Raw genomic sequence first — 23,144 nt, 5'->3', positions numbered from 1 at the left:
CGGAGGCAGACCTATTTAACACGCTTACCGGGCATAAATGCCATGCGCAAAAATTTAGGGGTAAATAAACGGAAAGGATTACGGACCAACATGTCCGGCATAATATGATACCAGCGGTATCCAAGGCGGTGGTAGACCTTCTTGGCCAGGCACCCGTATCCGGCCTGTCTGGCAGCCCAGAGAGCAGCGTCGCGCTGACAGCGGGAAGAGGCCACAGTCTTAAAAATCTTATCACTGTAACCTTTATCCATCAGCATTCTGCGGATACGCAGATACTCCCGGTAACGGCTGATAATATCGGCCACGGAAAAGAAAGCCCCGGTCACCCAGCTCAGGGCAATGGCCGCCGAGGTGATGAAGCCGAAACTGTGCCCGTCACGATAGAACTCAGCCGCCAGCCATGCAAGAGTCACCACCATGCCGATACAGAGTCCCAGTACAAAATGGGGTAAAGGGGCCACACGTAAATAATTATATTTTTTCTGTGCAAGAGCCTTTATCATCACAATTCGCCTGTAAAAAAACTTAAACCCTTAAGGCAGCCTGAAATCATACGTCATTACTAGGGAATTACCATTGTAATTAAAACCGTTCAAGAAATATCGGACAGGACAAAAATCACACAACTACCTGCACTCAAAGCATTTTCTTACCGGCACAACATCCCAAGCAAAAATCAACTATTCACCGTCTAGTTTTGGGCTACCTTTGCCAATTCCGCAAGCAGGTCATCCACGTTGAAGGGCTTGGTAATCCGTGAATCCATCCCGCTTTCAATACATTTATCCAGAATTTCTCCCCCCACATTGGCTGTAAGGGCTACAATCCTGACCGGGGAATGGGTTTTACGGATTGCCCGGGTAGCTTCAAAACCGTCAAGTACAGGCATCTGTATATCCATGAGAATCAGATCAAAATCATCAGACTCGGAAAAAGCGTCAACAGCATCTTTGCCGTTTTCAACCATCACATAATCAGTAAGTCCGTTTTTATCAAAAATCTTACGCAGCAGAATACGATTCATCTTGCTATCATCAGCTACCAGCACTTTAATACCGGAAAAATCGACACTTTCGGGGGGGGAATTTACACTATCGCACTCTCCATCAACGCAACTACGGCCACATACTTCCACGGGCAGGGAGAAGGAAAACAACGCCCCTCCATGCTCGTTATTACAGGCCGAAAGTTCTCCCCCAAGATGCTTGACCAGCTTATAACAAATTGACAGCCCCAGACCGGTTCCGCCGTAACGACGGGTTATGCTGGGATCAGCCTGCACAAAGGATTTGAATAGATCCTCAACTGCTTCCTCGGGCAATCCTATACCTGTATCAGAGACCTCGAAATGGAGATAGTTTTTGCTGTCTTCAGCGGAGTGTGAATCGAGACTGCACCGCAAGGTCACTGACCCTTTATCGGTAAATTTAACGGCATTACCCAACAGATTGACAAGCACCTGACGCAGACGCAGGCTGTCAACCCGCACGCACCCCGGCACATTCTCCGCTTCAAGGAGTACCTGCAAAGGCTTGTTCATGGCCCCCACATCAACCACATCCCGCATATCACTCAGGAAAACGGGAAGATCTATAGGCTCTTCATTCAATTCAACATGCACGGAATCAAGTTTGGAATAATCAAGGATATCGTTGACAATAACCAGCAGGCTATCCACTGACGACTTGATCAAACGCAGATTCTCCTGCTGTTCAGCTGTTAATTCAGAACGTTGCAGGAGTTGGACCATACCCTTGACCGCGTTCATGGGAGTCCTGAATTCATGTGTCATATTGGCAAGAAAACGTCCTTTGGCTTCATTGGCTTTCTGCGCCTCCTCCCTGCTGGCCCGCAGCTCACGCTCGATTCTTTTAAGCTCTGAAATATCTTCGACAGAAACCAGCACACGGGACCAGGAGTCCTCAAATCCCGGAACAATATTCATATTAAGAATAAAAGACTGCTCCTTGCCGTCCAGCCGGATGAAATTAAACTCACTGCGGTGTCTTTGTGCTCCTGCAATCAGGTCAAGCATTATGGTTCGGAATATACGCCATGAATCCGGAGAAACGTAGGCTGAAAACCCTTTATTGGTTAGTTCTTCACGCGAATTGTTACCGAAAAATTCGAGGGTGCGGTTATTGGCATCTATTATTTCCACCAAGTTCATAGATTGTTTCACCGATTCCAAGTCTGAAAGCAACGTCTCTCGAATAGCAGGACCCTTTTCCAGACCGTATGAATCGAAAAGAGCCTTGAGTTTGCGCATATCCAGCTCCCACAGGGCCACCGGAGAATTCTCGAAAAGAGACCGGAACCTCCACTCGCTCTTCTGCTGCTTCTCTTCAGCCTTTTTGCGGGCACTTATATTGATGACAAAACCTTCCACATAAGCAGGCATTCCAGGTTCAGCCTCGACCAATCTCAAATCACGTGAAGTCCAGACCACACTACCGTCACTGCGACGGCATTCCGCTTCGTATCCGGCGACCCGCCCTGATAAGTGCAATATCTGTACGGCACGGTTCCAATCTTCCATATTCACATAGATCTGACTGCCGAGGCTTTCGACTTTGGATATCAGGTCCTCACTGCTCTCATAGCCGTACAACTCTGCAAGAGCCTTATTCACAGTCAGATAACTGCCGTCAAGGGTGGCTTGGAAAATACCGATCGGTGCATTATCAAAAATATCCCTGAATTTGATTTCAGCCCTCCTGCGCAACGCATCGGCAAGATGGCGGTTTTTGATTTCCTGCTCGATCTTATCCTTCTGCCTGTTGACTTCCTCAACCCTCTTTGCGGCCTCCTGCATGCGGGCATCATAAACCTTGCGGGCCAGCACGGACCGTATCAGCCAGAGGCAGCCGATACTTATTATCAAAAAGATAAAGATTGAAAGCATAAACTGAGCCCTGAGGCTAAGGAAACCAAATAATTTTTCCTCTTCCACAAGGCTGATAACGCTAAGCGAAGTCCCCTGCACCGGAGATGAAATAGCAAGATAATCAACTTCCCTGCCTGACTGTCCGGCTTTCAGAACCGTCAGGCCGTCCCACTCATGCAGGACATCCATAAGCAGAAGTTGTCCGCTCTGCCGCGCGGAACTGTCTGAAACGGCAACGACTGTTCCTCCCACTCGCAGGAAATCACTGCCGACAGAAGGAGACACGGTCATGAAACCGAGACTGCGGTAAAGGCTGTCCAATTTTGTCCAACCAACTACAGTCCCCCTGATTCCCTTTGAAGCATCAATGGGAACGCTGACCACAATCGCGAGTTCTCCACCATACTCCCCTGCAAAGAAAGCAGGGGAACCGTGCCGGACCCTGAACTTTTCCAGCTCATGATCACCGCTTTCCAGCGTACATTCGGCATCAGAATCAACAATAATCCCGCCCCCGTCATCAAGAATTGCAATCCGTGAATAGGCCTGCTCATTGCCAGCGCTGCGTTGGTAGAGACTGCTATTCACAAACGAACAAACATCCTCCACAAGGGCGTAATTATCGGTGAAGGCAGCACGCCCCTTTTCGCTCAACACATCGGTCAGGGAATGTACAGACTCACTTAAGGCAATATTTTCAAGTTCGGAAACACGATTGGAAAAATAAAAACTGACGGCCATTGCCCGCCGCGCAGACTCGCCCACAAACAAATCCCGGGCGGTGGTCCTGACCTGCAATTGTGAAGAATACCCGACCCATAAAGATAGCCCCACAAACCCGGCAAAAACCGCAAATGCGCAGGTAAGTAAAATGCGTGAAACTAGATTCCCCATCCCGGATTCAGATATAGCCTCATTATTTTTCATCAAATCAAAAATACCGCCCAACTAAAATTTAATTCCGCGTTTCCAAAGACTTGAAACCAGTCTACTCTCTTCACATCCGGTGTTGAATAATACCCCAAACCTGCGCAAAAACATATACCGACATTACAACAATTTTGACTGCCTGAGAACAGCCGCGGCACTTCAGCCCGGTACTGATATTTTTTACCGCCTCTACTTGACACTGAAAATCATTTTCACTATAAAATTACTAAAACCAAAACAAAGGAGGCAACCATGTGCGCAGCCCTCATAGGCGGAATGGACAGGCTCAAAAGGGATTACATTGTTTCAGCAAAGGAGAAAGGCATCAAGCTCAAGGTCTTTACCGGCAAAGAAAACAAGGTTTCTTCAAAACTCGGTAGTGCAGACCATGTAATCATCTTCACTAACCAGATATCCCATGCGGCCAAAAAAGATATTGTTAAATACACCAAGTCAAAACAGATTCCTCTGCACATGTTCCATTCCTGCGGTGTGTCCACCTTGAAGAACTGCCTTGAAAACCTCTAAACATAAACGACTGAGGACTGCGGCGGAAAGACGGTTTGGAGACAGTCTTTTGTCCGCCTGCAGCAGACCGAGATTCCAAAAACGATATAAAGCCGGCTAACCGTGCAAGGAACGCAGCAGATCTATATTCATTTTATCAAGCTTAAATTCGGGATCATCATCTTTGGGGGTTTCAATAACCTTGGGGACGGTTGAAAAGCGGGTATCATTGACTACGAACCTGAATCCTTCAAGTCCAATGTGTCCCTTTCCAATATGCTCGTGACGGTCTTTCTTCGACCCCAATTCATGTTTACTGTCATTTAAATGAAAAAAGCGGATAAAATCCAATCCGACAAGTTCATCAAAACGCTCAAAAACCTCTATGCACGATTCGGCACTGCGCAGATCGTACCCGGCGGCAAAAGCGTGACAGGTATCAAAACAGACCCCCATACGTGAGGTATAACCGGAGTCTTCCAATATAGTGGCCAATTCTCCGAACCTGCTGCCAAGATTTGTTCCCTGCCCTGCGGTATTTTCGATGAGGACCTTTACTTCCTCTGTTTCCGAAAGGGCTATAGCCTGATCAAGGTTGGATACATACCTTTCAAGTGCTTCCACTTTGCCTGAACCAAGATGTGAGCCGGGATGGGTGACCAGAGACTCAACCCCCAGCCTCTCGGTTCTGCGTAATTCCTCTGCAAAAGCCTTCACGGATTTGGATGCGCTTTCAGGATTGGGAGAAGCCAGATTAATCAGGTAGGAATCGTGGACACTGACCGGATAATTGCCCCATTCTTCCCTCAAGCTCTTAAAATTATCGACCACGCTTTCATCAAGGGGCTTCACTTTCCACTGGCGCTGGTTGCGGGTAAATATCTGCAAGGCGGTCCCGCCTATGGACATAATCCTCTCTACAGCCTTGTCCACTCCGCCGGTAATGGGCATATGAGCGCCTATATACATACAAATTCCTTATTTTCAGATTTAACTTACGCCCCCCTTTCCACCGGTTGAGGCCAGCTCCATAAGCACTGGAGCGAGTAGGCGGGGGTCAATCAGACCTTCAGATTCATCTGAAACCAGCCTGCGGTCAATTACTTTCACGGGCAGTTTTTCCAAGGCTGCAAAATCCTGCTCTTGCTGATAAGTGCCGTTAACGGAGTCGATGAGAATAAAATTCAAGACCTTGCTCAAGTTGACATAGGCAGCAGAATCCATACGCAACACCTCCAGAAGCCGCTCCACCTGAAGATTTATGTCGTGACCGATGAGTTCAGGGTCAAACCCCATATTCGGGATAAAAACCTTGGGACAAGGGTTCCTGCAAATGGCCTGACCCAATCCCTGCGGAGAAAGTGCCGCCAATGTGCTGGAATAGAAGCTACCCATGGGATAAACAAGCATATCTGCATCATTGATCAGATTTATGGCCAGAGAAGAGCCATGCACCGAACGCGGCCAGGGATCATCTATACCGGAACAAATCCACATACCATCAATAGGCGAAGCAACCGGATCACTCTCCTTGCCGGTAAATAGATGCTGCCCGGCAAGAATCTCACCATTCATCAACCTTACTGCAAGATGCCCGTTATCAACCGTGGATGCGCGGACAACGCCTCTGGCTCCTATCAACCGGGAAAGCTGGGCGATCGGCGGAGCCAAAACCCGCTGATGGGCCATGAACCCGGCTGCCAGTACAATATTACCCAGACTTGCATTGACCGGATCAAAACTGTCTCCGGCCAATTCAATAAACAAGGCAAACCGTTCGGAAATAATTTTGCGGACAACTTCGGAGAAACCGTCCATCAAGGGATGTGAGCCATTGGCAAGATGGGAAAGCTGCCCGTATAATGCGGTCCGGTCCGCATACCGGGGCAGCCTTGTGTTGAGCATGGCAACAATATTGGCTTTTTCAGGACTGTCAGTATCAGCAAGGGCGAGAATACGGTTACGGACATCGCCGACCGCAGGCATGTCAAACACTTCCCTCAAAGCAGCAGAACTGCCCCCTGAATCAAAAGTAGTTATGATGTAGGCGCACTCCGGGTTGACCTTGGCAAGCTCAGCAGCCAGACCGTTCAAGGCTGTCCCTCCGCTGAAAAAAACAATCGCCGGATGCTCTTTATTCAACTGCAACTCCTTTACCTGCCCCGCACATTTGATTAGTAAGCATTATGATATCGGCTATGCAAGTCATTACAACTCGGATAACAACATACCTCAATATTACTGATATGAAAAACATTTTCCTTAACTTACACGGATTCGGTTCTTCCGGCGCAAACTCAAAGGCTGCCGCACTTATTGAAAATTATCCCGATCATGAGCTAATCAGTCCTGACCTACCCGCAGACCCACTTGAATGCCTTGAGATAATTGATAAGATCATAGTTGAAAACAAAGAACGCCCGCTGGTGATGCAGGGATCATCCATGGGCGGATTCTACTCCCTGATCATGCACCTAAGGCATAGAATTCCCGCACTTCTGATTAATCCAGCTCTGACCCCGGCTGAGTTGGTCCGCAACCGTCTGGGGGATGTCTATGAATTTTCCAACGGTGACAGCATCCTTATTTCACAGGAACATGTAGACCGCTTCGCAACAGCGCAGGAAGAATTAGAAAAAAGAATTGCAAAGCAGGGAGCAAGCAGAGGGCAGGTACTGGCATTGATCGGCGAACATGATGAACTGCTCGACCAGAATGCAATGAAGTCAATACTTAAAAAGGCCGGGGCCGCAATCATTTCATATGACACAGATCACCAGTTTCAGGGATACGGGGAAGTCTCCCGCAAGGATGAAAGGGTCCGGAACTTCCTGCTGCAGCTGCGGCAGCAGAATTAATCTTTCCCCTCTTCCAAACGGCCTACGGGCATGAGGTCATTCATTTCACAAATGTACCCGTTTTCAAGGTTGTTCACTTCCTGAATATAGGTCTTGAAAGTCAAATCCATGGACGGGTCGGTAAATTTATGCAGGCTGTAGGAAGGGGTGGAGAAAAAGCCGCGTCTGGCTTTGTGCTCTCCGCCCATGCCCGGGTCATATATATTTATGCCATTGGCCACGGCCCACTCTATGGGTGCATAATAGCAAAGCTCGAAATGGAGGAAACGCACTTCCTCAAAACAGCCCCAATACCTGCCCCAAAGCTTGTCCCCTGAAAAAACAAACATGGACAAAGCCAGAGGTTCAGGATCATCACCTCGGTAGGCAACAGTAAACATCAGGTTTTCCAGCATGCTCTGCTTCAACCCCTCAAAAAACTGGGGAGTGAGATATTTACAGCTCCAGACTCCGAATTTATCATTGGTGGATTCGTAACACTGAAACATCAGGCTGAAATAACTCTCGGGAATATCATAGCCGGTCAGGGTTTCCACCCGGATATTTTCACGGCGAAGGACGTTTCGTTCACGGCGTACCGTCTTACGCCTGTTGCTGTTCAGGGTTCCCAGCCAATGGTCAAAATCACGGTAATCATTATTCTCCCAGACATAACCCTGATGCTTCCAAGCGGCATAGCCGAAAGCTTCCATCTCTGTAACCCAGTCCGGGTCCACAAAATTGAAAGCACAGCTGCCCAGACCGTTAACTGCACAGAAGCGATCAAGGGTATGGCAGATCAGGCCGCAGACCCTTTTACCGGGAACATCCGGAGAAATAAGAAAACGGTATCCGGAAGCGGGAGTAAACGGACTCATGCCCACAATCTTGGGGAAATAAGCAATCCCGCCCTTCTGCGCCACCTCAGCCCAGACCCGGTCAAAAATAAACTCACCTTCGCTCTGGTCCCGCACAAACAGCGGAGCCGCTCCGACAAGCCTGTTTTCATAACGCACGAGGAGATGAGCCGTAAGCCATCCGCTCTCCGGGGTGGCACTGCCGCTCTGCTCTATAAGCCGCAGCCAGTCCCACTCCAGAAAAGGAAAATCAAGCGCTTTAGCCAGTCGGTTCCACTCATCACGATCAACTTCAGTGATCGAGGGAACCCATGATATTTCAAGTCCATCCAGAATATCAGTCATTTAACAACCCACAAAACTATCAGCTGACCAGTCCGGCAAAAGCACCGGACACGGAAAAATAGTCAGCAACCCATTCCATGAAAACCCCTGCCGTGTTGGAGTAATCCTCCCTGTTCCAAACCATATAGATATCCATGCAGGGAAACTCGTCACTGATAGGGACAATGGCAATACCTTTCCGGGAAACACGGCTGTTATCAGGAAGAAATGTTACGCCCATGCCCGATGAAATCAGGGCTGAAGCTCCGGAGAGTCCGGAGATTTCCTGCCTGACTTTCGGAACAAGCCCTCTTGAGGCAAAGGCCTTCATGATGGAATCATAAAGGTCCGGCTGCCCGGTTCTTGGAAACATGAGTAGATTCTCCCCTGCAATATCACTCAATGATACGCTTTTTTGAGCAGTAAAGATATGATCTTCGGGCACGGCAAGCACATGTTTTTTTGAAAACAGCTTAACCGAGGAAAGCCCTTCCATGGCATGCAGGTACACAGTTGAAAAACCTACATCAAGTTCACCGGTATGAATCCTCTCCAACTGGATGGAAGCCCCGAACTGGCTTAAACGAACCGAGACACCGGGATACCTGTGGCTGAAGGAACGCACGGCTTCGGGCAGCAGGCTGTCCATGGCAATCTCCATGAAACCTACCCTGATATTCCCGTATTCTCCCTTGGCCATCCTGCCTACTGTTGAAGAAGCCTCCTCCACCTGAGCCAGAATATCCATGGCCTGCTTGTAAAAATACCTGCCCTCGCTTGTAAGCCGGACTTTGCGGCTGTTACGTTCCAGAAGACGCGCGCCGAGTTCCTCTTCCAGCGCCTTGATCTGCTGCGAAAAAGGAGGCTGGGCAATATGCACCCTGCGGGCCGCACGGCCAAAGTGTAATTCCTCGGCCACAGCGACAAAATATCTGAGCTGCCTTAATTCCATAGTCTCAAATCCGTTAGCTGAAAGGAGTCGGCAAAACATCCGACGTTCTGTTATTCAACAATAAATCCTGTATAATTACAATATTAATGTCAGAAGCTCTAAAACCGGTAAAAAGTTTGATTGCATTTTTTTCCTGGTTGAGCGAACCTCAATTCGCCTTATTTCAACAAGGAGCTTTTTTTATGATTGAGAATCTGGACACACTTCTTACTGATATTCAACAACAATGCGATGATGCAGCCCACAGTATGTTCGGCAGGGAAACCTCCCGCTGGCATAATCCGACTTATGCCCGGATAATGGAATCACCGGACTCTGTAGGAGAAATGAAGGGGACCTGCGGCGACCTGATCAAAATTTTCCTCAAGATAGAAAACAACGTCATTACCGAGGCTTCATTTTACACCACCGGATGCGGTCCCAGCATTGTCAGCGGAGATATGGCCTGTGAACTGAGTACAGGCAAAACCGTTGATGAGGCTTCTGAAATCGGAGGTGAAAACATCCTTGAAAGACTCGGAGGGCTGCCCGAAGACAAAACGCACTGCGCCCATTTGGCTTCATCTGCCCTGCAGGAAGCATTGGGAAATTGGCTGGGCAAAAAATAACAGTCTTCAGGAACTGTATTTCAAAATACCCTTAATCAGGCTGATTTTTTTAATCGGCTTGGAAAGGACTCCGTTACAACCGGCCTCAAGGCAGAGCTTTTTGTCTTCCTCCCGGCAATTGGCCGTCAGGGCCACCACCGGGGTAGACGGGTAGCCGTTTCCTAATTCATAAGCTCTGATTTCGCGGGTAGCTTCCAGACCGTCCTTGCCGGGCATCTGGATATCCATCAGCACCATGTCGAAGTTATTTTCACGGTATATGCGCACGGCCTCATCGCCGTCACCGGCATAACGAATCCTGAAAGGAGTGTCTTTCAGGAAAAAATCAAAGAGTATGCGATTGTTTTCCGAATCCTCGGCTACGAGGATTCGCAATGGATTAAGGTCGAGAACCTGTTCCTGTTTTTCCGACAAAACAACGGTATCTCCGTAAATATTCAGCATTGCCTTCAACAGGCCACCACGGGTCACAGGCCAGCGAACACTGCTCTTAACCCCGAAGAGCATATTGATCTCAGGACTGTTGCTACTTACTCCGGGAGAAGAGGAAAGGGTGCAGAGCATAGGGTTGTTATTATTCAACCGGGCCTTGATTGCCTCTACCTCGCTCAGTCCGTCCTCTTCTCCAAGCTTGTCTGAAATAATGACCAGTTCGGCATTGCTTCGGCAGGACTCACTTTGCACACAGGCAAAATTCAAATCACCGGCATGCACACATTTAGCTCCCCACTCATTAAGACATGTGCATATATAACTCCTGACCAGTGTACGTTCGTCAATAACCAGCACTTCACGATCCTGCATTACGGACCGGATTCTTGAGGCATCGGTTTCCTGAGTATCTACCCGACCGACCTGAATTTGAGCCCTGAATTCCGCCCCTCCGGAAGGAAGGTTACGTACGGAGATATTCCCTCCCATCATCTCAACCAGATTGCGGGTGATAGAAAGACCAAGCCCTGTTCCGCCGTACTTTCTGGTGGTGGAAGAGTCAGCCTGAACGAAATTCTCAAAAATAATTTTAAGTTTTTCTTCTGAAATCCCGATACCGCTGTCACTTACAACCATGTCCAGCATGGGCTGTCCTTCTGTAACGGGGTCACAAAATATCTCAACTACCACAGAACCGGAATCAGTAAACTTTATGGCATTACTGAGCAGGTTGAGCAGAATCTGCTTGATTCGTGTCGGGTCCCCGCTGAAACGGTCAGGACAGAGCGGGTCCACATGGCAGGCGAAAACAAGGCCCTTTTTCCAGGCACTCACAGACATAACACCGGAGACTTCATCAACCAGCTCATCAATATTAAATTCTGTATCTTCAAGAGTCAGTTTACCGGACTCAATCTTTGAGAGATCCAAAATATCATTTATGAGGCTCAGCAAAGCCTTACCGGAATCCCTGAAAATCGAGACATAACTTTCCTGCTCCGCTGTAAGCCTGGTATCGGAAAGCATATCAGCCATACCCAGAATCGAGTTCATGGGAGTACGGATTTCATGGCTCATCTGAGCAAGGAATTCACTTTTGGTCCGGCTGGCTATTTCAGCTCGGCTCATGGCCTCTTCAAGCTTTTTCAGGGTATCGGCCATATGGGCTGAATTTCTCTCTTCCACTTCCTTGGCCTTCAGAAGCTCAGTCGCATAGCGTTGCAGCTCTTCCTCATCACGCTTGCGGTCGGTTACATCACGCACCACACTCAAGAGCACGTACCGCCCTTGATAGGCTATCCGGCGGGAACGCACGTCCGTGTATAGAATCTCACCGGATTTGGCGATAACCGGACACTCAAACTGGCGCGAACCTTTTTCTGCAAAAAGACTGTTCATAATTCCGCGCAGACTGTCCCGCTCATAAGCAGGAACAAGCTCAAAAATGGTTTTTTTCTGGAACTCATCATATTCGTAACCCAGAGAATCAGTACCACGACTGTTTATCCTCAGAAAAAAACCATCAATATCGGTAATACAGACCAGATCATCAACATTGTCAAAAAAGAACTGATACTGCTCCAGCCCTCTAGTTTTACGCAAACTTTCCAGCATGGACGAAAGGGCTTTGCCAAGAGCATTAATTTCAGTGATGAGACTTCCCCGGTCAGGAAGATCTTCTTCACGACCATTTGAAATCTCCTCGGCAGAAGAAGTTATGCTGCTCAAAGGACGGGTAAGTATGCTGCTGAGATAAAGTGAAACAAGAACACACAAGCCGATTATTCCCCCGAAAATAGGGAGCAGCAGCCAGAATGTCCGCTGTAATGATTCGTTGAAGCGGGCATCTGAGACAAAATAAGCCAGCCCCGGAACCAATGCACTGCGGTACAGCACACCTTTTTTATCATCATCAAAGGAGACTTTCACAAGATCGCCATCGCCTGCATTTTTCCCCATGGAAAAAGGCAAAGATTCTCCGGAAAGCAAATCATAAGCATGGCCCTTTTCGAAAAGAACCATCCTGCTTACATCCGATTTGCTGAAGATAGACTGCAACTCAGACCTTGAAAAATCCACCATGCAGGCGGCACTTCCCACAACTTCCGAACGACTGCGGATTGGCAGGGAAAAAACAGTAAGAAAACCGCCGTCACCTATCCTGCAGAAAGAACAGCGATGCGGGGAATGCTCAAGCGCATTTCGTACATAAACTTCGTTGAAAGGTCTGGCTGAGGAAGAAAAAACCCTTTCATCCTCCTGACGCAGGACAAAAAAATCAATTCCCAGTTGGGCCTGATCATACTCGGACAGTTTTTCGGAAAGCGGATAATCAACTCCCATCATAATGGCAACCCGAATGGAGTTATCCTTACTCAACTCACCAAGACGCCCCATGGCCCGGTGCAGAAAGCTGTACAATTCAAGACTTACTTCCTGCCCCTCTGCACGAACCCGGTCATGATATTCATCCTTAAGGGTATTAAAATAACTGTATGAGAAAACACTGCCCAAAGCCAGGGCAGTCACAATAGCCATTCCACAAATGGCGAACGCCACCAATGATGATAATTTATAGGAAGTTGCGCTATTCATCTCAGCAAAACGAATCCGAATTATTTGTAAATAACATCAGCAGCCATCAGTATATCGGTAGGAATATCCATTCCCAGCTCTTTGGCCCGGTTCAAGTTGAAAACCAGCGCATAGCGCTCTGCCTCTTCGATCGGTATCTCCCCGGGAGCAGAGCCTTTCAGGATTTCTGCGGCCATTACCCCGGCCTGCCTGCCCATAGCAATGAAATCAACCCCTACTCCGCCGAGCATTCCCAGCCGGGAAAAGGAATAGTTAAGCGGGATTCCCGGAATCATGGAGTTGGCAACGGTCCATTTTATGATTTCTGATGTTGAATGACTTTTTCCATCGCGGTCCTTAAGCAGGGTCGCTGCCGGATAAATGGTCCCGATGGATGAATCAGTACCGGTCTGTCTGATAATTTCCACATATTCTTCCCACGTGGAAGCAATGCGTATCTGAAATTCAATGCCTAATTCATTGCCGGCCTCGTTCATTTCCTTTCGGACCTGTTTCAGTACAGCTCTCCCGGTTGGAGAATTATCAGTAACCACCAATATTTTTTCAAGACCGGGTATAATTTTCTTTTGAACCATGCAGGCTTCTATAAAATGAAGTTTCTCGTAGACTCCGGTGATATTATGGCCCGGCTTCGACCATGAATCCATCCACTTCACTTTGCGGTCATAATCTTCCGGCTGACCGTTCATGCCGCTGAAAACAATATTAAATTTACTATCTACAAGCTTTAGGCCCACTGTCCTGAAAGCATTATCATCAAGCAGCACCAGAACATCCGGGGTGATTTTTTTGATTTTTTCAAGAACAGCTGCAGCCTGCTTCGCCATAAGTTCAGGAGTGTTATTTTCCTTTTTGGTGTTCATGGCATATTGATGCACTGTGAGATTTTTCCCGGCCTTGAAGCCGGCCTCGGCCAGACTTTCCAATACTCCCTGTTGCTGGGGGGCACCGCAAATATTATCCAGATCGTAACTGTGAACGATTAAGATATCTTTTGCCTGTGCAGGCAGAGCAAAAGCAAAGCAGCAGACTAAAAACGCAAAAAAAATGAATACGGCAAGACAACTATAATTTCTTTTCATTGGCCCCCCGCGCCCCACAGAAATTCACAGCATAATGTTTTTTATTTGTAGAACATGTCTATAACATTTTTTCGTCAGGACAGACAGTAAAACACACTTACCCAAAATTATTAATTATATCAGCAAAAAAAACAATCTATTCTATAAAACTGAACTCTCCAAACACAGGGAAATGATCAGAAGCATCTATCCCGGTAATTACTTTTGCATTCTTCAGGGTCATCCCTGCTGAATAAAAGATAAAGTCGTAACGATGTTTCCTTTCTTCGAAGGTAATATTTTGATGAATGCTGCCGGCTGATTCACCGGGCCTGCTCAAAATTTCCTTACTACCGTTTAAGTTGTCGCGAAATCCGTTTACGAATGGAGCCTTCGCTAAATCGACCGAAGGTACAGGAGTCCCCCTGATGTATGCCTGAAAATTAAAATCTCCACCTATAATGTAATCCAGGTCTGAGCTAGCCGTGTTTACCCATTTGGAAAGGTATTCAGCCTGCGCTACGCGGGCCGCCCTGTTCCACACACAAAGATGAACATTGTAGACGTCCAGCCGCTTGCCGCCCACTTCAACCCCCACCCGCTGCATGGTGGACTTCCAAAGTAACGGATAATAAAAAATGTTCAGGAGCATGCTTTCAAAATTAGGCTTGCAGGAGGTTTGTACATACTCATTTGAAACAATGGGGAATTTAGAGATAACCACTGTGGCCTTGGTAATCTTGCGCTCCTTTCGCAACGGGAAATACATATCCCAATCCACCACCGGTGCAGCATATCCCCAGCCCAGACGGCCCATTATGTATTCCAGTTGGTTCATATACCAGGAACGTTTGGAATCAAGGTCCACCTCCTGCAGAAGAACAACATTTGCCTGTTCAGCTCTAACCAGATCAATAAACTTATCCAGATTAGCAATGAAAAAAGATTCCGGATGCTCATCAGCCAGAGTCTGCTGCACGGGTCCGGCGGCAAATCCGAGGTTATAGCTGAGAACGCGTAGATTCATTTTTTCAGTGGAATCCATACTGGATTCTGTCTCAAACTTAATCACCTGCCCCTGCTTCATTTTCCCGATCCGGTAATCGGAAGCCGAAAACCATTTGATCAAGAAATACCCGGCAACCAGAATAATCAGAAATAAAAAAATTGCTGATAATAATTTAAAAATAGGATACATAAACTCGGTCCACCTGTTTAATATAACATACAATTACTCAGACCTACGCCAAAGAATGAATACAAACTTTCTAAAAACGATCTTAATTTTCTGTACTCTTTTGGCATTTACCTGTGCCGAGGCAAATGCGGGCCAAACCGATACTCAACATATAAAAATTATATTCGGCTATAAATTCCCTCCATTCTACACTGTCACGAGTAAAAATGAACCCTCAAAAAGCCTGCGCGGACTATTTATTGATATGCTGGAGGATTTCCAGAAACAGTATTCAAACTATAAATTAGAATATAGATGTCTTCCACGAGCAAGAATAGGTAAACAAATCAATAACGGAGAAGCGGACGCTTTTGCCCTTACCTCTCCGATGTTCACCAGTCAGGAAACAAAATCAAGATATAACATATCCCTTCCCATGTGGACCATAGAAGACCATCTGCTGGTGCGCAGAGATTCTACGCTTACAACATCAGATCTGGAACACATGACCGGCAGAACCATTGCGGTACTGCATGGCAACTCATACGGGCCGCTGGATGAATATCTTTCAAACGGGATTATAAAAACACACCCTGTATACTCAACAAAACTTGTTTTGGAACTTTTGTACAACAAAAGGGTGGATGCGGCGATTTGTAACAAGACAACTCTGCCATATCTGCTTAAAGAAAGCAGCCATACAATGGATGACTTCAGGATGCTTGAAAAGCCTCTCTATGCCTACAAACTTCACTTGCTGGTTAACCGTAAAAATTCAACCTTTCTGGATGATTTCAATAATTTTTTAAAAAACACCCCCCTCCCTGCATTACAGGAAGGGGGGTGTTTTTTGCCTACTGCCCCTCAGGATAATAAAGGGGGCAATTTTTACCTTCGATCCGGACCAACCGGACCGGTTGAGATTCTGAAATCTTCTTGGGAATAAAGCAATGATAGACCTCAAGACCTGAATTTAAAAGCAACATGCCACTGAGCAATACTAGCCCAAGTGCCAAAATGTTCCTCATACGCAAACCTCCAGCAGGAATAATTTTCGCCTTCGTCTAGGAATGCAAAAATAGGACCCACCGAAGAAACAGCTATCAAATCAAGGGCAGGTCAAGAGCATAACCTCTGTCTGGGACTTTTTTGCCCGTTTCATTTTCTGACCGCAGGTGTATTCCACATAAAGGTATTTACCCTTACCCGGATAAGGATCCCCGCAAAAAGTGGAACCGACAATGATACGGCATTTATCCTTACCATCACATTTTTTTAGCAATGCCTCTTTTGCATTACAAAAATACTGCTTATAGCCGAGTTCTCCTTCCAGTTCGAAACTGATATTGCCGTACTTGGCGCTCTGTATTCTTATTGACTTCTCGGGGAAAACCTCCGGATCATTATTCTGGACAGCACCGTATTCAATTGACTGAACGTCACTTTCAGCCACCGGAACCTCAATAACTTTTCCATCCTTAAGAGTAATCTTCATTTCAGCCTGAAGATGGGGTACAAAAACAAAAAGCCCTGCAGTAAACAATAAAAACAAAAACGAATTAACAAACCGAACCATAAGCTTTGTCCTCCAATTTATGATGAATACACAATACATGGAATGAACAAATCCCTCCAGCAAAACTGCGGAGCTCTACGCATGAAAATAACATATATCGCAATTATACTGCTGTTATCCATCATTTATCCTGCCCAAGCGCAGGAATTGGACCATCTAAAAGACCTTAAACGTCCGCGCTACGGCTTGTTTCAGGACAAACCACCAGAAAAGACGCTACAAAAGCAGGACACCGAAAGAATCACAATTCAAGAGGAGGACAACTCCCGCTTTATAGGAACGTACAAAGGAAACGTTACGGTTCACTATAAAGGCAAAATGGTCCGCGCAGAAGCAAGCCTGCGCATTCTGACAGGAGAGAAAGGAGAAAAGAGTCATTACGACAGCTACATAATCCCTGAGAACGGCAACTATCATGAAACAACATGGCTGCTTGATAAAAACGATGTGCGCCGATCGGTTACAATTTCCGGCAACACCATTTACGTAACCGACATCATTGAATATGAACATGGCGGGAATTCACAGATCAGAACGTTGGTCTTCTCACCGGATTGTTCGGCACTGACTTTCCTGAAAACAGAATTCGACGATGACTCCCGCAATCCGGCAACAGGGCAGATCATCGGCAGGTTCATCAAAACAGATCAGGAGCGGGAGTAAGAAGTATATGGCAGGCTCCCGGTGCCCCCCTCCGGTCCGGGTGTCAGGGAAGACCGGAGAGGGAACAGCTGGGAAGAGGCTGGTACATTTTCTTCAGAGATGCAGAAGTGTTGTTGATGTAATTAGTACCACATGAACCAAACCATTCATGTCGCAAAGGTTACAATTTTATGTCACTTCATGTCCGCTTCATGTCTTTCCGGTTTCCACATACGATTCTATACAGATGGGACTTGGATATTCTTGAAAAACAATTCCTTTTATTTCATACTCAGTTTGAAAGTCAGAAACTGAAAAATGGAGACCGCAATGTATATATTAAAAAAAGGCCAGGAAAATAAATTTCAGGACCTCATCCCTCTGGGAGAAACAGACTGGCCGGATAATGTAAAAAAAGAAATTTGCGACTTTTTCAAAGCTGCGGGTGTGGATGACCCCATGACGCAAAAACTGGTTGAACCCGGGCTGCAGGGATTTCGCTTTAAAAATGATAAGGACGAAATAGACTGGGACGATGTTGTAGCCTATTTCAAATATGAAGCGCTGAGCGTGCTGATCATGCATGATGATAAATTCAAAGAAAAGGCTGAAGAGCTTTATACCGAATTCTTCGCCAACCACAAATTCAAAGTCTGGAACAGAGACTGATTCGTCTTCTTTATAAAAACCCAAAAGCCCCCGCTAATCTTACTGATTAATGGGGGCTTTGGGTTTTCAAATCTATTCCGGCAACGAAAAATCTATTTCCAACCCTTCATTGAGTACTGCGAGAGCGGCCTCAGCTCCTGCCCATCCGGCAGCACATTCAGGGCTTAAACTCACAGTCAGCGTTTTAATAGCACCTCTAGCCAGCCCTTTACGAAGCTCGGCACCCCAGCCCCTGATATATTCATCAGTAAAAAGGCGGTCCATTTTTCCGTCTGCCATACGCCCGAAAAAATAATCCAGATCCAGATTAAAAATCCAGTCTCCTTCCAAACCTCCAAGAGCTGCCGGAAATTCCCACGGCTCATAAGCTGCGTACCGGACAGCATGCGGCGTCGTTCCCTTGCCATGAGTGGCAAAGGCCCAGTTCTCAATGCGCTCACCATATTTTTCAATGAACAGCCCCAGATAATTATCCCAGCGGAATAGCGGGGTAACCGCAAAAAAATCGTTGTCATACCCGCATTCAAGGTACTCACTGATCCCGAAACGTTCAAAGTTTTCATGAGGGAAATGGGAATAATCCTGCTTCGAAAACAAGGCATCAAAATGCCGGTCTACATGAAACAGATTTAATTTCTCGTTCTTCTTAAGACTTTCCAACCAGCACCACAATGCAGCGCGATGGTTATCCATAAAAAAGATATTATCCTGCTTCCACAAAAAATTAAGTTTAATTGCTGTGGAGTGGTTGCGCCCCTGAAAATCTACGATCCATTCGCCCATTTTATCCTCCCAAAAGTCAGACCTGAAGCTGAAAAACACGCAATATGTATCAGCCTGTCCTGTTCCGGTCCAGCCTGAACAAGACACCATATGTATGAGGATACGGCATTCATAAAATTACTTTCGTACTGAATTTCTACTGCTCAGACCGCACTTATGAAGGGGGATGCGACAGGCTGCCCCCGACGGACAGCCTGCCATGATGATGAGAGATGGATTAAGTGTGTAGATGAGACGGTGCTGTATTCCAGCAGACAACAGGGGAGATGCCTGCGGAAATTTTGAAATATATCCTGACGATAAAACATCGACAGGGGGAGACGGCCTATGCCCGGCAAAACAGGCATAAGTCCGGCAGCAATCTTATTTAAGGCTATTTATATTAAGAGGGGAACCGCAGACCGGGCAGACCCGGATAGTCTTGCCGAAGGTATTCCCCATAACCCAGAAACGGGTGAACCATGCTTCATTCTTTTTGCTGTGATACTGAACCATAACCCGGTTACCGCACCTGCAAAATCTTTCCTGCATGACTGACTCCTGTTTCGTGAATCCGTTTAAGGTTAACAACCGCCTTCCAGCGCCCTTTGCCATGTGACAGCAACAATTAACCACAGCAAAACACTTATGTCAACCTAAAATAAACACAGATCAACAAAATTACACAAATAGTTTATCAAACATCAAGTTACTATAAACCAGAAGCCAAAAAAAGACCTCCCGCAAAGGAGGCCGTTAAAAACGCTATATATAAAAAAGCTAATGATATTCGCGTGAAACCCAGACAACCTGTCCCAGAACACGTACGTTTTCCAATTCATCTCCGCCAAGGTGAATTGGGGCATAATCCCTGTTGTCACTGTGCAGCACAACCTGACCGGGACGTTTCTCGACTCTTTTAACCATGACAGTATCCTCCACTCCCACAGCGTAAATCCCCCCCGCCAATATATCCTGACGGGACTGATCAAGCAGCACAATGTCACCTTCTTTCAATTCAGGTTCCATGCTGTTGCCATAAACTTCCATTAATACCATATCTGCGGGGTTGCCCTTACTGCCGATCCAATCCTTGCGAAAAGCATAAAAACCTTCAATTTCAGCTCCGGTCTCAAATGAACCGCCACCGGCAGACAAGCGGGCCGCAACCTTGGGGATACGGGCAAATTCGTCAGCAAATTCGGCAGCATTAACTTCCGCCCTGGGAGAGCCTACTCCGGACTCCAGCCAGGTTGAATCGAGATTATAACGTACTGAAAGTTCAAGTATCCAGCGAGGAGGAACTGCCCCTTTCTTTTTTACCAGAGAAACCGCCGCCCTGCCGACACCCAGCTCGCGTGCCAACTGGGCCTGAGTGGAAATATCTGTCTGTTCTTTTAATCTTTCAAAAAATGAATCAAAATCCTTAGCTTGCATCGGCACCTCAAATTAACAACTGTTTAACTAAAAAGTTCATCTATACTTAACATCTGCAAACCGATACTGCAACCATTTTTATAAACAGAGAAGACTTTCAAAAAAAAAACCTTTGTAGTAATGTATGTAGCTAGTTAGGTGATATAGTATTTGGAGTTATCAATGAGTAATGACCTGATTATTAAAAATCTGGCTACAAAATATGTTGAGCACTTTGAATTCGATTTCGGTGATGCCGGAGTTGAGTTGTCATTGCTTGCTGATGCACCCGTTGAACTCAAAAAAATGATTACCAACCTATGCGGACGGATCACCCCCGAAACTTTGGTTAAGGTCTACGAATCACTCAACGCCATTGCCGACGCCGACGACATATATCAGTGTGAAATTGATGAAAAAGTGTGTGAGCTGACCTTATTCTGCAAGATTGCCCGCCGACTTGAAGAAATTGCCACCCGCTAAGCTCGATTACGATACAATCATTAAGCCCGCCCAATAAAACCTGAGCGGGCTTTCTTATTTAAACGTATTTTTTGTAATCTTCGGCCCCTGCGACCAGAGCAAGGTTGGCTTCAAGCAACTCAAGGCTGACCGATTCCAAACGGACGGTTACTTTCTGCCCCAAACGAAAAGCATGCCCTGTTCGTTCACCGACAATCATCTGGCGATCAGCCCAGAAAGTGTAATAATCATCACCCAGCGAGGAAAGCCGGACCATACCCTCAGCCATTACCTCTTGAAATTCCACCCAGAATCCGAATTCCGCAATTGATGAAATAACCCCGGTAAACTCTTCACCAACCTTATCTTTAAGAAAAATGATGGTCAGCCGTTTCAGAATTTCACGTTCAGCTTCCATGGCTGTACGTTCGGTGCCGCTGATAGCATTGCCGATACGTCCCAACTGCTTCTGGCCGGGAATAGCCTGATGGCCGTCACCAAGCGCAACCTTAAGCAAGCGATGAACAACCAGATCGGCATAACGCCTGATGGGTGAGGTAAAATGACAATAGCATTCTGAAGCCAGCCCGAAATGTCCCTCATTATCAGGCTCATATTTGGCCTGTTTCATCGATCGCAGAAGCAGCCGGCTGACCAGATATTCCTGATCAGTTCCTTCTGAATCCGCTATCACAGCCTGCAAAGTCTGCGGGGTGACCGGATCAGGAATCTGCTTACTGATGCCGATTTTGCGCAGAACCTTGAACAGGTTGGTCAATTTTTCTTCATCAGGACCGGGGTGTACCCGGTACAGGCAGCCCAGTTCTTTTTCAGTCAGAAATTCTGCAACCGCTTCGTTGGCAGCAATCATAAATTCCTCAATAATCTGATGGGCAAAATTGCGACAACGGGGTCGGATATCTACAGTTCTGCCCTGCAAATTGAAGAGGATTTCAGGCTCAGGAAGATCGAATTCCAGACTGCCCCGCTCCTTGCGTAGCTTGTTGATCTTGCGCGCCAACTCTTCACATAACTGAAGCATGGGCAGCAGTGCTCCCAAACCTTCCTGCTCCTCCTGTTCACGGAGAATGACGCCTTTGTAGACCTGTTCGTAAGTCAGGCGGGCGTGACTCTTAATCACAGCCGGGACAAAGGAAGCTCCAACAGGAGCACCTGCATTATCAAACTCTATGGTAGCGGTCATAGCCAGACGATTCACGTCAGGGTTCAGGCTGCACAGTCCGTTACTCAAGGCTTCGGGGAACATGGGCTCCACGGACTTGGGGAAATAATAAGAGTTACCACGCTTAAGGGCCTCGCGGTCCAACGGAGAGTCCATGGCAACGTAATGGCTTACATCTGCGATAGCCACCCGCAAACGGTAGCCATTATTGATCTTTTCTACAAATACGGCATCGTCAAAATCTTTGGCGGTCTCACCGTCGATAGTCACAAAAGGAATGGAGCGCATATCTTCGCGCTCTGCAAAATCATCTTCCTCGGGTTCATCCGGTAAAGCATCAGCGACAGCCAGCACCTTGCCCGGAAAAGCCGTGGGAATGCCGTGGTTCGCCTTGACTATTGCTTCCTGTACAATGGCATCGTCTTCATCGCCCAGCATTTTCAGAATGCGCCCTTCCCAAAGAGAAGGATTAATCTGTTCACCCGGTGCCACCAAAAGTATATCGCCCCTGGCAATCCGGGTAAAATCCACAGCTGCTTCAGCAGACTCGGCAGGATAAATTTCCCTGCCGTCATCATCCAGTACAGGCCCGTCAGCAACGGCCTCTTCAGGCTCGACCACAATACCGAAATCCAGACGCGGGTCTGTAGGGTTGCAGAGCAGGGCCGTACCGCCCATGGGCCGGATCACCCGCACCGGGAAGACCTGCTTTCCACGCTCAATAACACGCACCACGCGTCCTTCCTCGCGTTTGCCGCCCCAATGGGAACCGGTAATCGCCACGGTAACCCGGTCTCCATGCCATGCATCCCGAAGATTTTTGGTATGGATGTAGATATCTTTGCGGTTTTTATCGTCCGGGAGCAGAAATGCCGCCCCGGAACGCTGAACCTGCAGCTTTCCGGTGACCATATTCATCTTTTCCACAACGCCGTAAGCACTGCCGATCTTGATGATTTTACCCTCGCGCACAAGGTCTTTGAGTATATTCTTTACAAATTTGCGATGCCTCTTGGTCAGCCCCAGCCTTTTCTCAAGTTCACCGGCGGAAAGGGGCTTGCGGCTCTGCTTAAAAACATTCATAGCCTCGTAAGGCTTAATCATACCGGGATTCTTAGATTTTCTTTTTTTTCCCATTTTAAATTCCTAATTATATGATGCGCGATTGCGCTTTATAATGATTTGATTTCGCCTCCACCGGCCCTACCGGGAGTCCCTCCGGGGGCTTAAACCATTTTGCAAAAGGGTTTAAGAATCCCAAAACCTT

General features: G+C 47.1%; 21 protein-coding genes. 7 read left to right on the top strand and 14 right to left on the bottom strand.

The annotated features are described in order from the left end of the window. Nucleotides 1-11: 11 nt before the first annotated feature. Nucleotides 12-503, bottom strand: a complete 492-nt coding sequence (locus ACKU41_RS15930) for a hypothetical protein (protein WP_319778511.1) — start codon at nucleotides 501-503, stop codon at nucleotides 12-14. 188 nt (nucleotides 504-691) lie between these two features. Then, nucleotides 692-3,814, bottom strand: a complete 3,123-nt coding sequence (locus ACKU41_RS15925; RefSeq protein WP_321402190.1) for a PAS domain S-box protein — start codon at nucleotides 3,812-3,814, stop codon at nucleotides 692-694. A 255-nt stretch (nucleotides 3,815-4,069) separates the two neighbouring features. Between ACKU41_RS15925 and ACKU41_RS15920 the strand changes: the two genes are divergently transcribed. Beyond that, a complete protein-coding gene (locus ACKU41_RS15920) occupies nucleotides 4,070-4,345 on the top strand; it encodes a DUF2325 domain-containing protein (protein ID WP_319778508.1) in 276 nt (91 codons plus the stop codon). 96 nt (nucleotides 4,346-4,441) lie between these two features. Here ACKU41_RS15920 and ACKU41_RS15915 read toward each other — a convergent pair whose 3' ends face one another. After that, complete coding sequence (locus ACKU41_RS15915; RefSeq protein WP_321402188.1) at nucleotides 4,442-5,293, bottom strand: deoxyribonuclease IV; 852 nt, start codon at nucleotides 5,291-5,293, stop codon at nucleotides 4,442-4,444. Between the two features lie 21 nt (nucleotides 5,294-5,314). After that, nucleotides 5,315-6,466 carry a GAK system CofD-like protein gene (locus tag ACKU41_RS15910; RefSeq protein WP_321402186.1) on the bottom strand — a complete coding sequence of 384 codons (1,152 nt, stop codon included), beginning with the start codon at nucleotides 6,464-6,466 and terminating at the stop codon, nucleotides 5,315-5,317. 104 nt (nucleotides 6,467-6,570) lie between these two features. On the opposite strand from ACKU41_RS15910, the gene ACKU41_RS15905 reads away from it, so the two are divergent. Continuing rightward, entirely contained in the window at nucleotides 6,571-7,182 is a 612-nt protein-coding gene (locus ACKU41_RS15905) for a YqiA/YcfP family alpha/beta fold hydrolase (protein ID WP_321402184.1), read from the top strand. On the opposite strand, the gene ACKU41_RS15900 is transcribed toward ACKU41_RS15905, so the two are convergent. Together ACKU41_RS15900 and ACKU41_RS15895 are read right to left on the bottom strand one after the other, a co-directional pair. After that, nucleotides 7,179-8,363 (bottom strand): GNAT family N-acetyltransferase, encoded by a 1,185-nt coding sequence (locus ACKU41_RS15900; protein ID WP_321402182.1) that lies wholly within the window; start codon nucleotides 8,361-8,363, stop codon nucleotides 7,179-7,181. The two genes, ACKU41_RS15905 and ACKU41_RS15900, sit on opposite strands and share 4 nt — an antisense overlap. Nucleotides 8,364-8,382: 19 nt before the next feature. Then, nucleotides 8,383-9,294 carry a LysR family transcriptional regulator gene (locus ACKU41_RS15895; protein ID WP_319778503.1) on the bottom strand — a complete coding sequence of 304 codons (912 nt, stop codon included), beginning with the start codon at nucleotides 9,292-9,294 and terminating at the stop codon, nucleotides 8,383-8,385. A 182-nt stretch (nucleotides 9,295-9,476) separates the two neighbouring features. On the opposite strand from ACKU41_RS15895, the gene ACKU41_RS15890 reads away from it, so the two are divergent. Then, nucleotides 9,477-9,902, top strand: a complete 426-nt coding sequence (locus ACKU41_RS15890) for an iron-sulfur cluster assembly scaffold protein (protein ID WP_319778502.1) — start codon at nucleotides 9,477-9,479, stop codon at nucleotides 9,900-9,902. 6 nt (nucleotides 9,903-9,908) lie between these two features. Here ACKU41_RS15890 and ACKU41_RS15885 read toward each other — a convergent pair whose 3' ends face one another. From ACKU41_RS15885 to ACKU41_RS15875, 3 genes are all read right to left on the bottom strand, one after another. Beyond that, on the bottom strand, nucleotides 9,909-12,929 hold the full coding sequence (locus tag ACKU41_RS15885) for a response regulator (protein WP_321402179.1): 3,021 nt from the start codon (nucleotides 12,927-12,929) through the stop codon (nucleotides 9,909-9,911). A gap of 20 nt (nucleotides 12,930-12,949) precedes the next feature. Then, on the bottom strand, nucleotides 12,950-14,011 hold the full coding sequence (locus ACKU41_RS15880; protein WP_321402177.1) for an ABC transporter substrate binding protein: 1,062 nt from the start codon (nucleotides 14,009-14,011) through the stop codon (nucleotides 12,950-12,952). A 136-nt stretch (nucleotides 14,012-14,147) separates the two neighbouring features. Beyond that, a complete protein-coding gene (locus tag ACKU41_RS15875; protein WP_321402175.1) occupies nucleotides 14,148-15,119 on the bottom strand; it encodes an endonuclease/exonuclease/phosphatase family protein in 972 nt (323 codons plus the stop codon). On the opposite strand from ACKU41_RS15875, the gene ACKU41_RS15870 reads away from it, so the two are divergent. Beyond that, the gene (locus ACKU41_RS15870; protein ID WP_319778496.1) at nucleotides 15,112-16,113 is read left to right on the top strand and encodes a transporter substrate-binding domain-containing protein; all 1,002 of its coding nucleotides are present in this window, start codon (nucleotides 15,112-15,114) and stop codon (nucleotides 16,111-16,113) included. The two genes, ACKU41_RS15875 and ACKU41_RS15870, sit on opposite strands and share 8 nt — an antisense overlap. A gap of 162 nt (nucleotides 16,114-16,275) precedes the next feature. Here ACKU41_RS15870 and ACKU41_RS15865 read toward each other — a convergent pair whose 3' ends face one another. Further along, nucleotides 16,276-16,743 carry a hypothetical protein gene (locus tag ACKU41_RS15865; RefSeq protein ID WP_321402172.1) on the bottom strand — a complete coding sequence of 156 codons (468 nt, stop codon included), beginning with the start codon at nucleotides 16,741-16,743 and terminating at the stop codon, nucleotides 16,276-16,278. Between the two features lie 81 nt (nucleotides 16,744-16,824). Between ACKU41_RS15865 and ACKU41_RS15860 the strand changes: the two genes are divergently transcribed. Then, entirely contained in the window at nucleotides 16,825-17,406 is a 582-nt protein-coding gene (locus ACKU41_RS15860; protein ID WP_321402170.1) for a hypothetical protein, read from the top strand. 309 nt (nucleotides 17,407-17,715) lie between these two features. Next, entirely contained in the window at nucleotides 17,716-18,054 is a 339-nt protein-coding gene (locus ACKU41_RS15855) for a hypothetical protein (RefSeq protein WP_319778492.1), read from the top strand. A 72-nt stretch (nucleotides 18,055-18,126) separates the two neighbouring features. Here the strand turns inward: ACKU41_RS15855 and ACKU41_RS15850 are convergent, their stop codons facing one another. The 3 genes from ACKU41_RS15850 to ACKU41_RS15840 all read right to left on the bottom strand — a co-directional run bounded on the left by ACKU41_RS15850 (nucleotide 18,127) and on the right by ACKU41_RS15840 (nucleotide 20,253). Next, nucleotides 18,127-18,837 carry a UPF0489 family protein gene (locus ACKU41_RS15850; protein WP_321402167.1) on the bottom strand — a complete coding sequence of 237 codons (711 nt, stop codon included), beginning with the start codon at nucleotides 18,835-18,837 and terminating at the stop codon, nucleotides 18,127-18,129. Between the two features lie 363 nt (nucleotides 18,838-19,200). Beyond that, nucleotides 19,201-19,368: a hypothetical protein gene (locus ACKU41_RS15845; protein ID WP_319778489.1), complete on the bottom strand. Its 168-nt coding sequence runs from the start codon at nucleotides 19,366-19,368 to the stop codon at nucleotides 19,201-19,203. A 228-nt stretch (nucleotides 19,369-19,596) separates the two neighbouring features. Then, the gene (locus ACKU41_RS15840) at nucleotides 19,597-20,253 is read right to left on the bottom strand and encodes a helix-turn-helix transcriptional regulator (RefSeq protein WP_319778487.1); all 657 of its coding nucleotides are present in this window, start codon (nucleotides 20,251-20,253) and stop codon (nucleotides 19,597-19,599) included. Nucleotides 20,254-20,415: 162 nt separating this feature from the next. On the opposite strand from ACKU41_RS15840, the gene ACKU41_RS15835 reads away from it, so the two are divergent. Further along, entirely contained in the window at nucleotides 20,416-20,715 is a 300-nt protein-coding gene (locus ACKU41_RS15835; protein ID WP_319778486.1) for a hypothetical protein, read from the top strand. A 58-nt stretch (nucleotides 20,716-20,773) separates the two neighbouring features. On the opposite strand, the gene rnr is transcribed toward ACKU41_RS15835, so the two are convergent. After that, nucleotides 20,774-23,014, bottom strand: a complete 2,241-nt coding sequence (gene rnr, locus ACKU41_RS15830) for a ribonuclease R (RefSeq protein WP_321402162.1) — start codon at nucleotides 23,012-23,014, stop codon at nucleotides 20,774-20,776. Nucleotides 23,015-23,144: the final 130 nt, after the last annotated feature.

The sequence above is a fragment of the Maridesulfovibrio sp. genome, assembly GCF_963678865.1.
In the GTDB taxonomy this organism is placed as follows: domain Bacteria; phylum Desulfobacterota; class Desulfovibrionia; order Desulfovibrionales; family Desulfovibrionaceae; genus Maridesulfovibrio.
The sequence above is the reverse complement of the archived record's forward strand: the minus strand, read 5'-3'. Positions and strand labels throughout refer to the sequence as shown.

Bases quoted from the DNA above. Each gene is read 5' to 3' on its own strand.
- ACKU41_RS15850 (WP_321402167.1), bottom strand. From the start codon at position 18,837: ATGGGCGAATGGATCGTAGATTTTCAGGGGCGCAACCACTCCACAGCA.
- ACKU41_RS15925 (WP_321402190.1), bottom strand. From the start codon at position 3,814: ATGAAAAATAATGAGGCTATATCTGAATCCGGGATGGGGAATCTAGTT.
- rnr (WP_321402162.1), bottom strand. From the start codon at position 23,014: ATGGGAAAAAAAAGAAAATCTAAGAATCCCGGTATGATTAAGCCTTAC.
- ACKU41_RS15855 (WP_319778492.1), top strand. From the start codon at position 17,716: ATGTATATATTAAAAAAAGGCCAGGAAAATAAATTTCAGGACCTCATC.
- ACKU41_RS15880 (WP_321402177.1), bottom strand. From the start codon at position 14,011: ATGAAAAGAAATTATAGTTGTCTTGCCGTATTCATTTTTTTTGCGTTT.
- ACKU41_RS15930 (WP_319778511.1), bottom strand. From the start codon at position 503: ATGATAAAGGCTCTTGCACAGAAAAAATATAATTATTTACGTGTGGCC.
- ACKU41_RS15885 (WP_321402179.1), bottom strand. From the start codon at position 12,929: ATGAATAGCGCAACTTCCTATAAATTATCATCATTGGTGGCGTTCGCC.
- ACKU41_RS15840 (WP_319778487.1), bottom strand. From the start codon at position 20,253: ATGCAAGCTAAGGATTTTGATTCATTTTTTGAAAGATTAAAAGAACAG.
- ACKU41_RS15890 (WP_319778502.1), top strand. From the start codon at position 9,477: ATGATTGAGAATCTGGACACACTTCTTACTGATATTCAACAACAATGC.
- ACKU41_RS15915 (WP_321402188.1), bottom strand. From the start codon at position 5,293: ATGTATATAGGCGCTCATATGCCCATTACCGGCGGAGTGGACAAGGCT.
- ACKU41_RS15865 (WP_321402172.1), bottom strand. From the start codon at position 16,743: ATGGTTCGGTTTGTTAATTCGTTTTTGTTTTTATTGTTTACTGCAGGG.
- ACKU41_RS15905 (WP_321402184.1), top strand. From the start codon at position 6,571: ATGAAAAACATTTTCCTTAACTTACACGGATTCGGTTCTTCCGGCGCA.
- ACKU41_RS15860 (WP_321402170.1), top strand. From the start codon at position 16,825: ATGAAAATAACATATATCGCAATTATACTGCTGTTATCCATCATTTAT.
- ACKU41_RS15845 (WP_319778489.1), bottom strand. From the start codon at position 19,368: ATGCAGGAAAGATTTTGCAGGTGCGGTAACCGGGTTATGGTTCAGTAT.
- ACKU41_RS15900 (WP_321402182.1), bottom strand. From the start codon at position 8,363: ATGACTGATATTCTGGATGGACTTGAAATATCATGGGTTCCCTCGATC.
- ACKU41_RS15835 (WP_319778486.1), top strand. From the start codon at position 20,416: ATGAGTAATGACCTGATTATTAAAAATCTGGCTACAAAATATGTTGAG.
- ACKU41_RS15920 (WP_319778508.1), top strand. From the start codon at position 4,070: ATGTGCGCAGCCCTCATAGGCGGAATGGACAGGCTCAAAAGGGATTAC.
- ACKU41_RS15895 (WP_319778503.1), bottom strand. From the start codon at position 9,294: ATGGAATTAAGGCAGCTCAGATATTTTGTCGCTGTGGCCGAGGAATTA.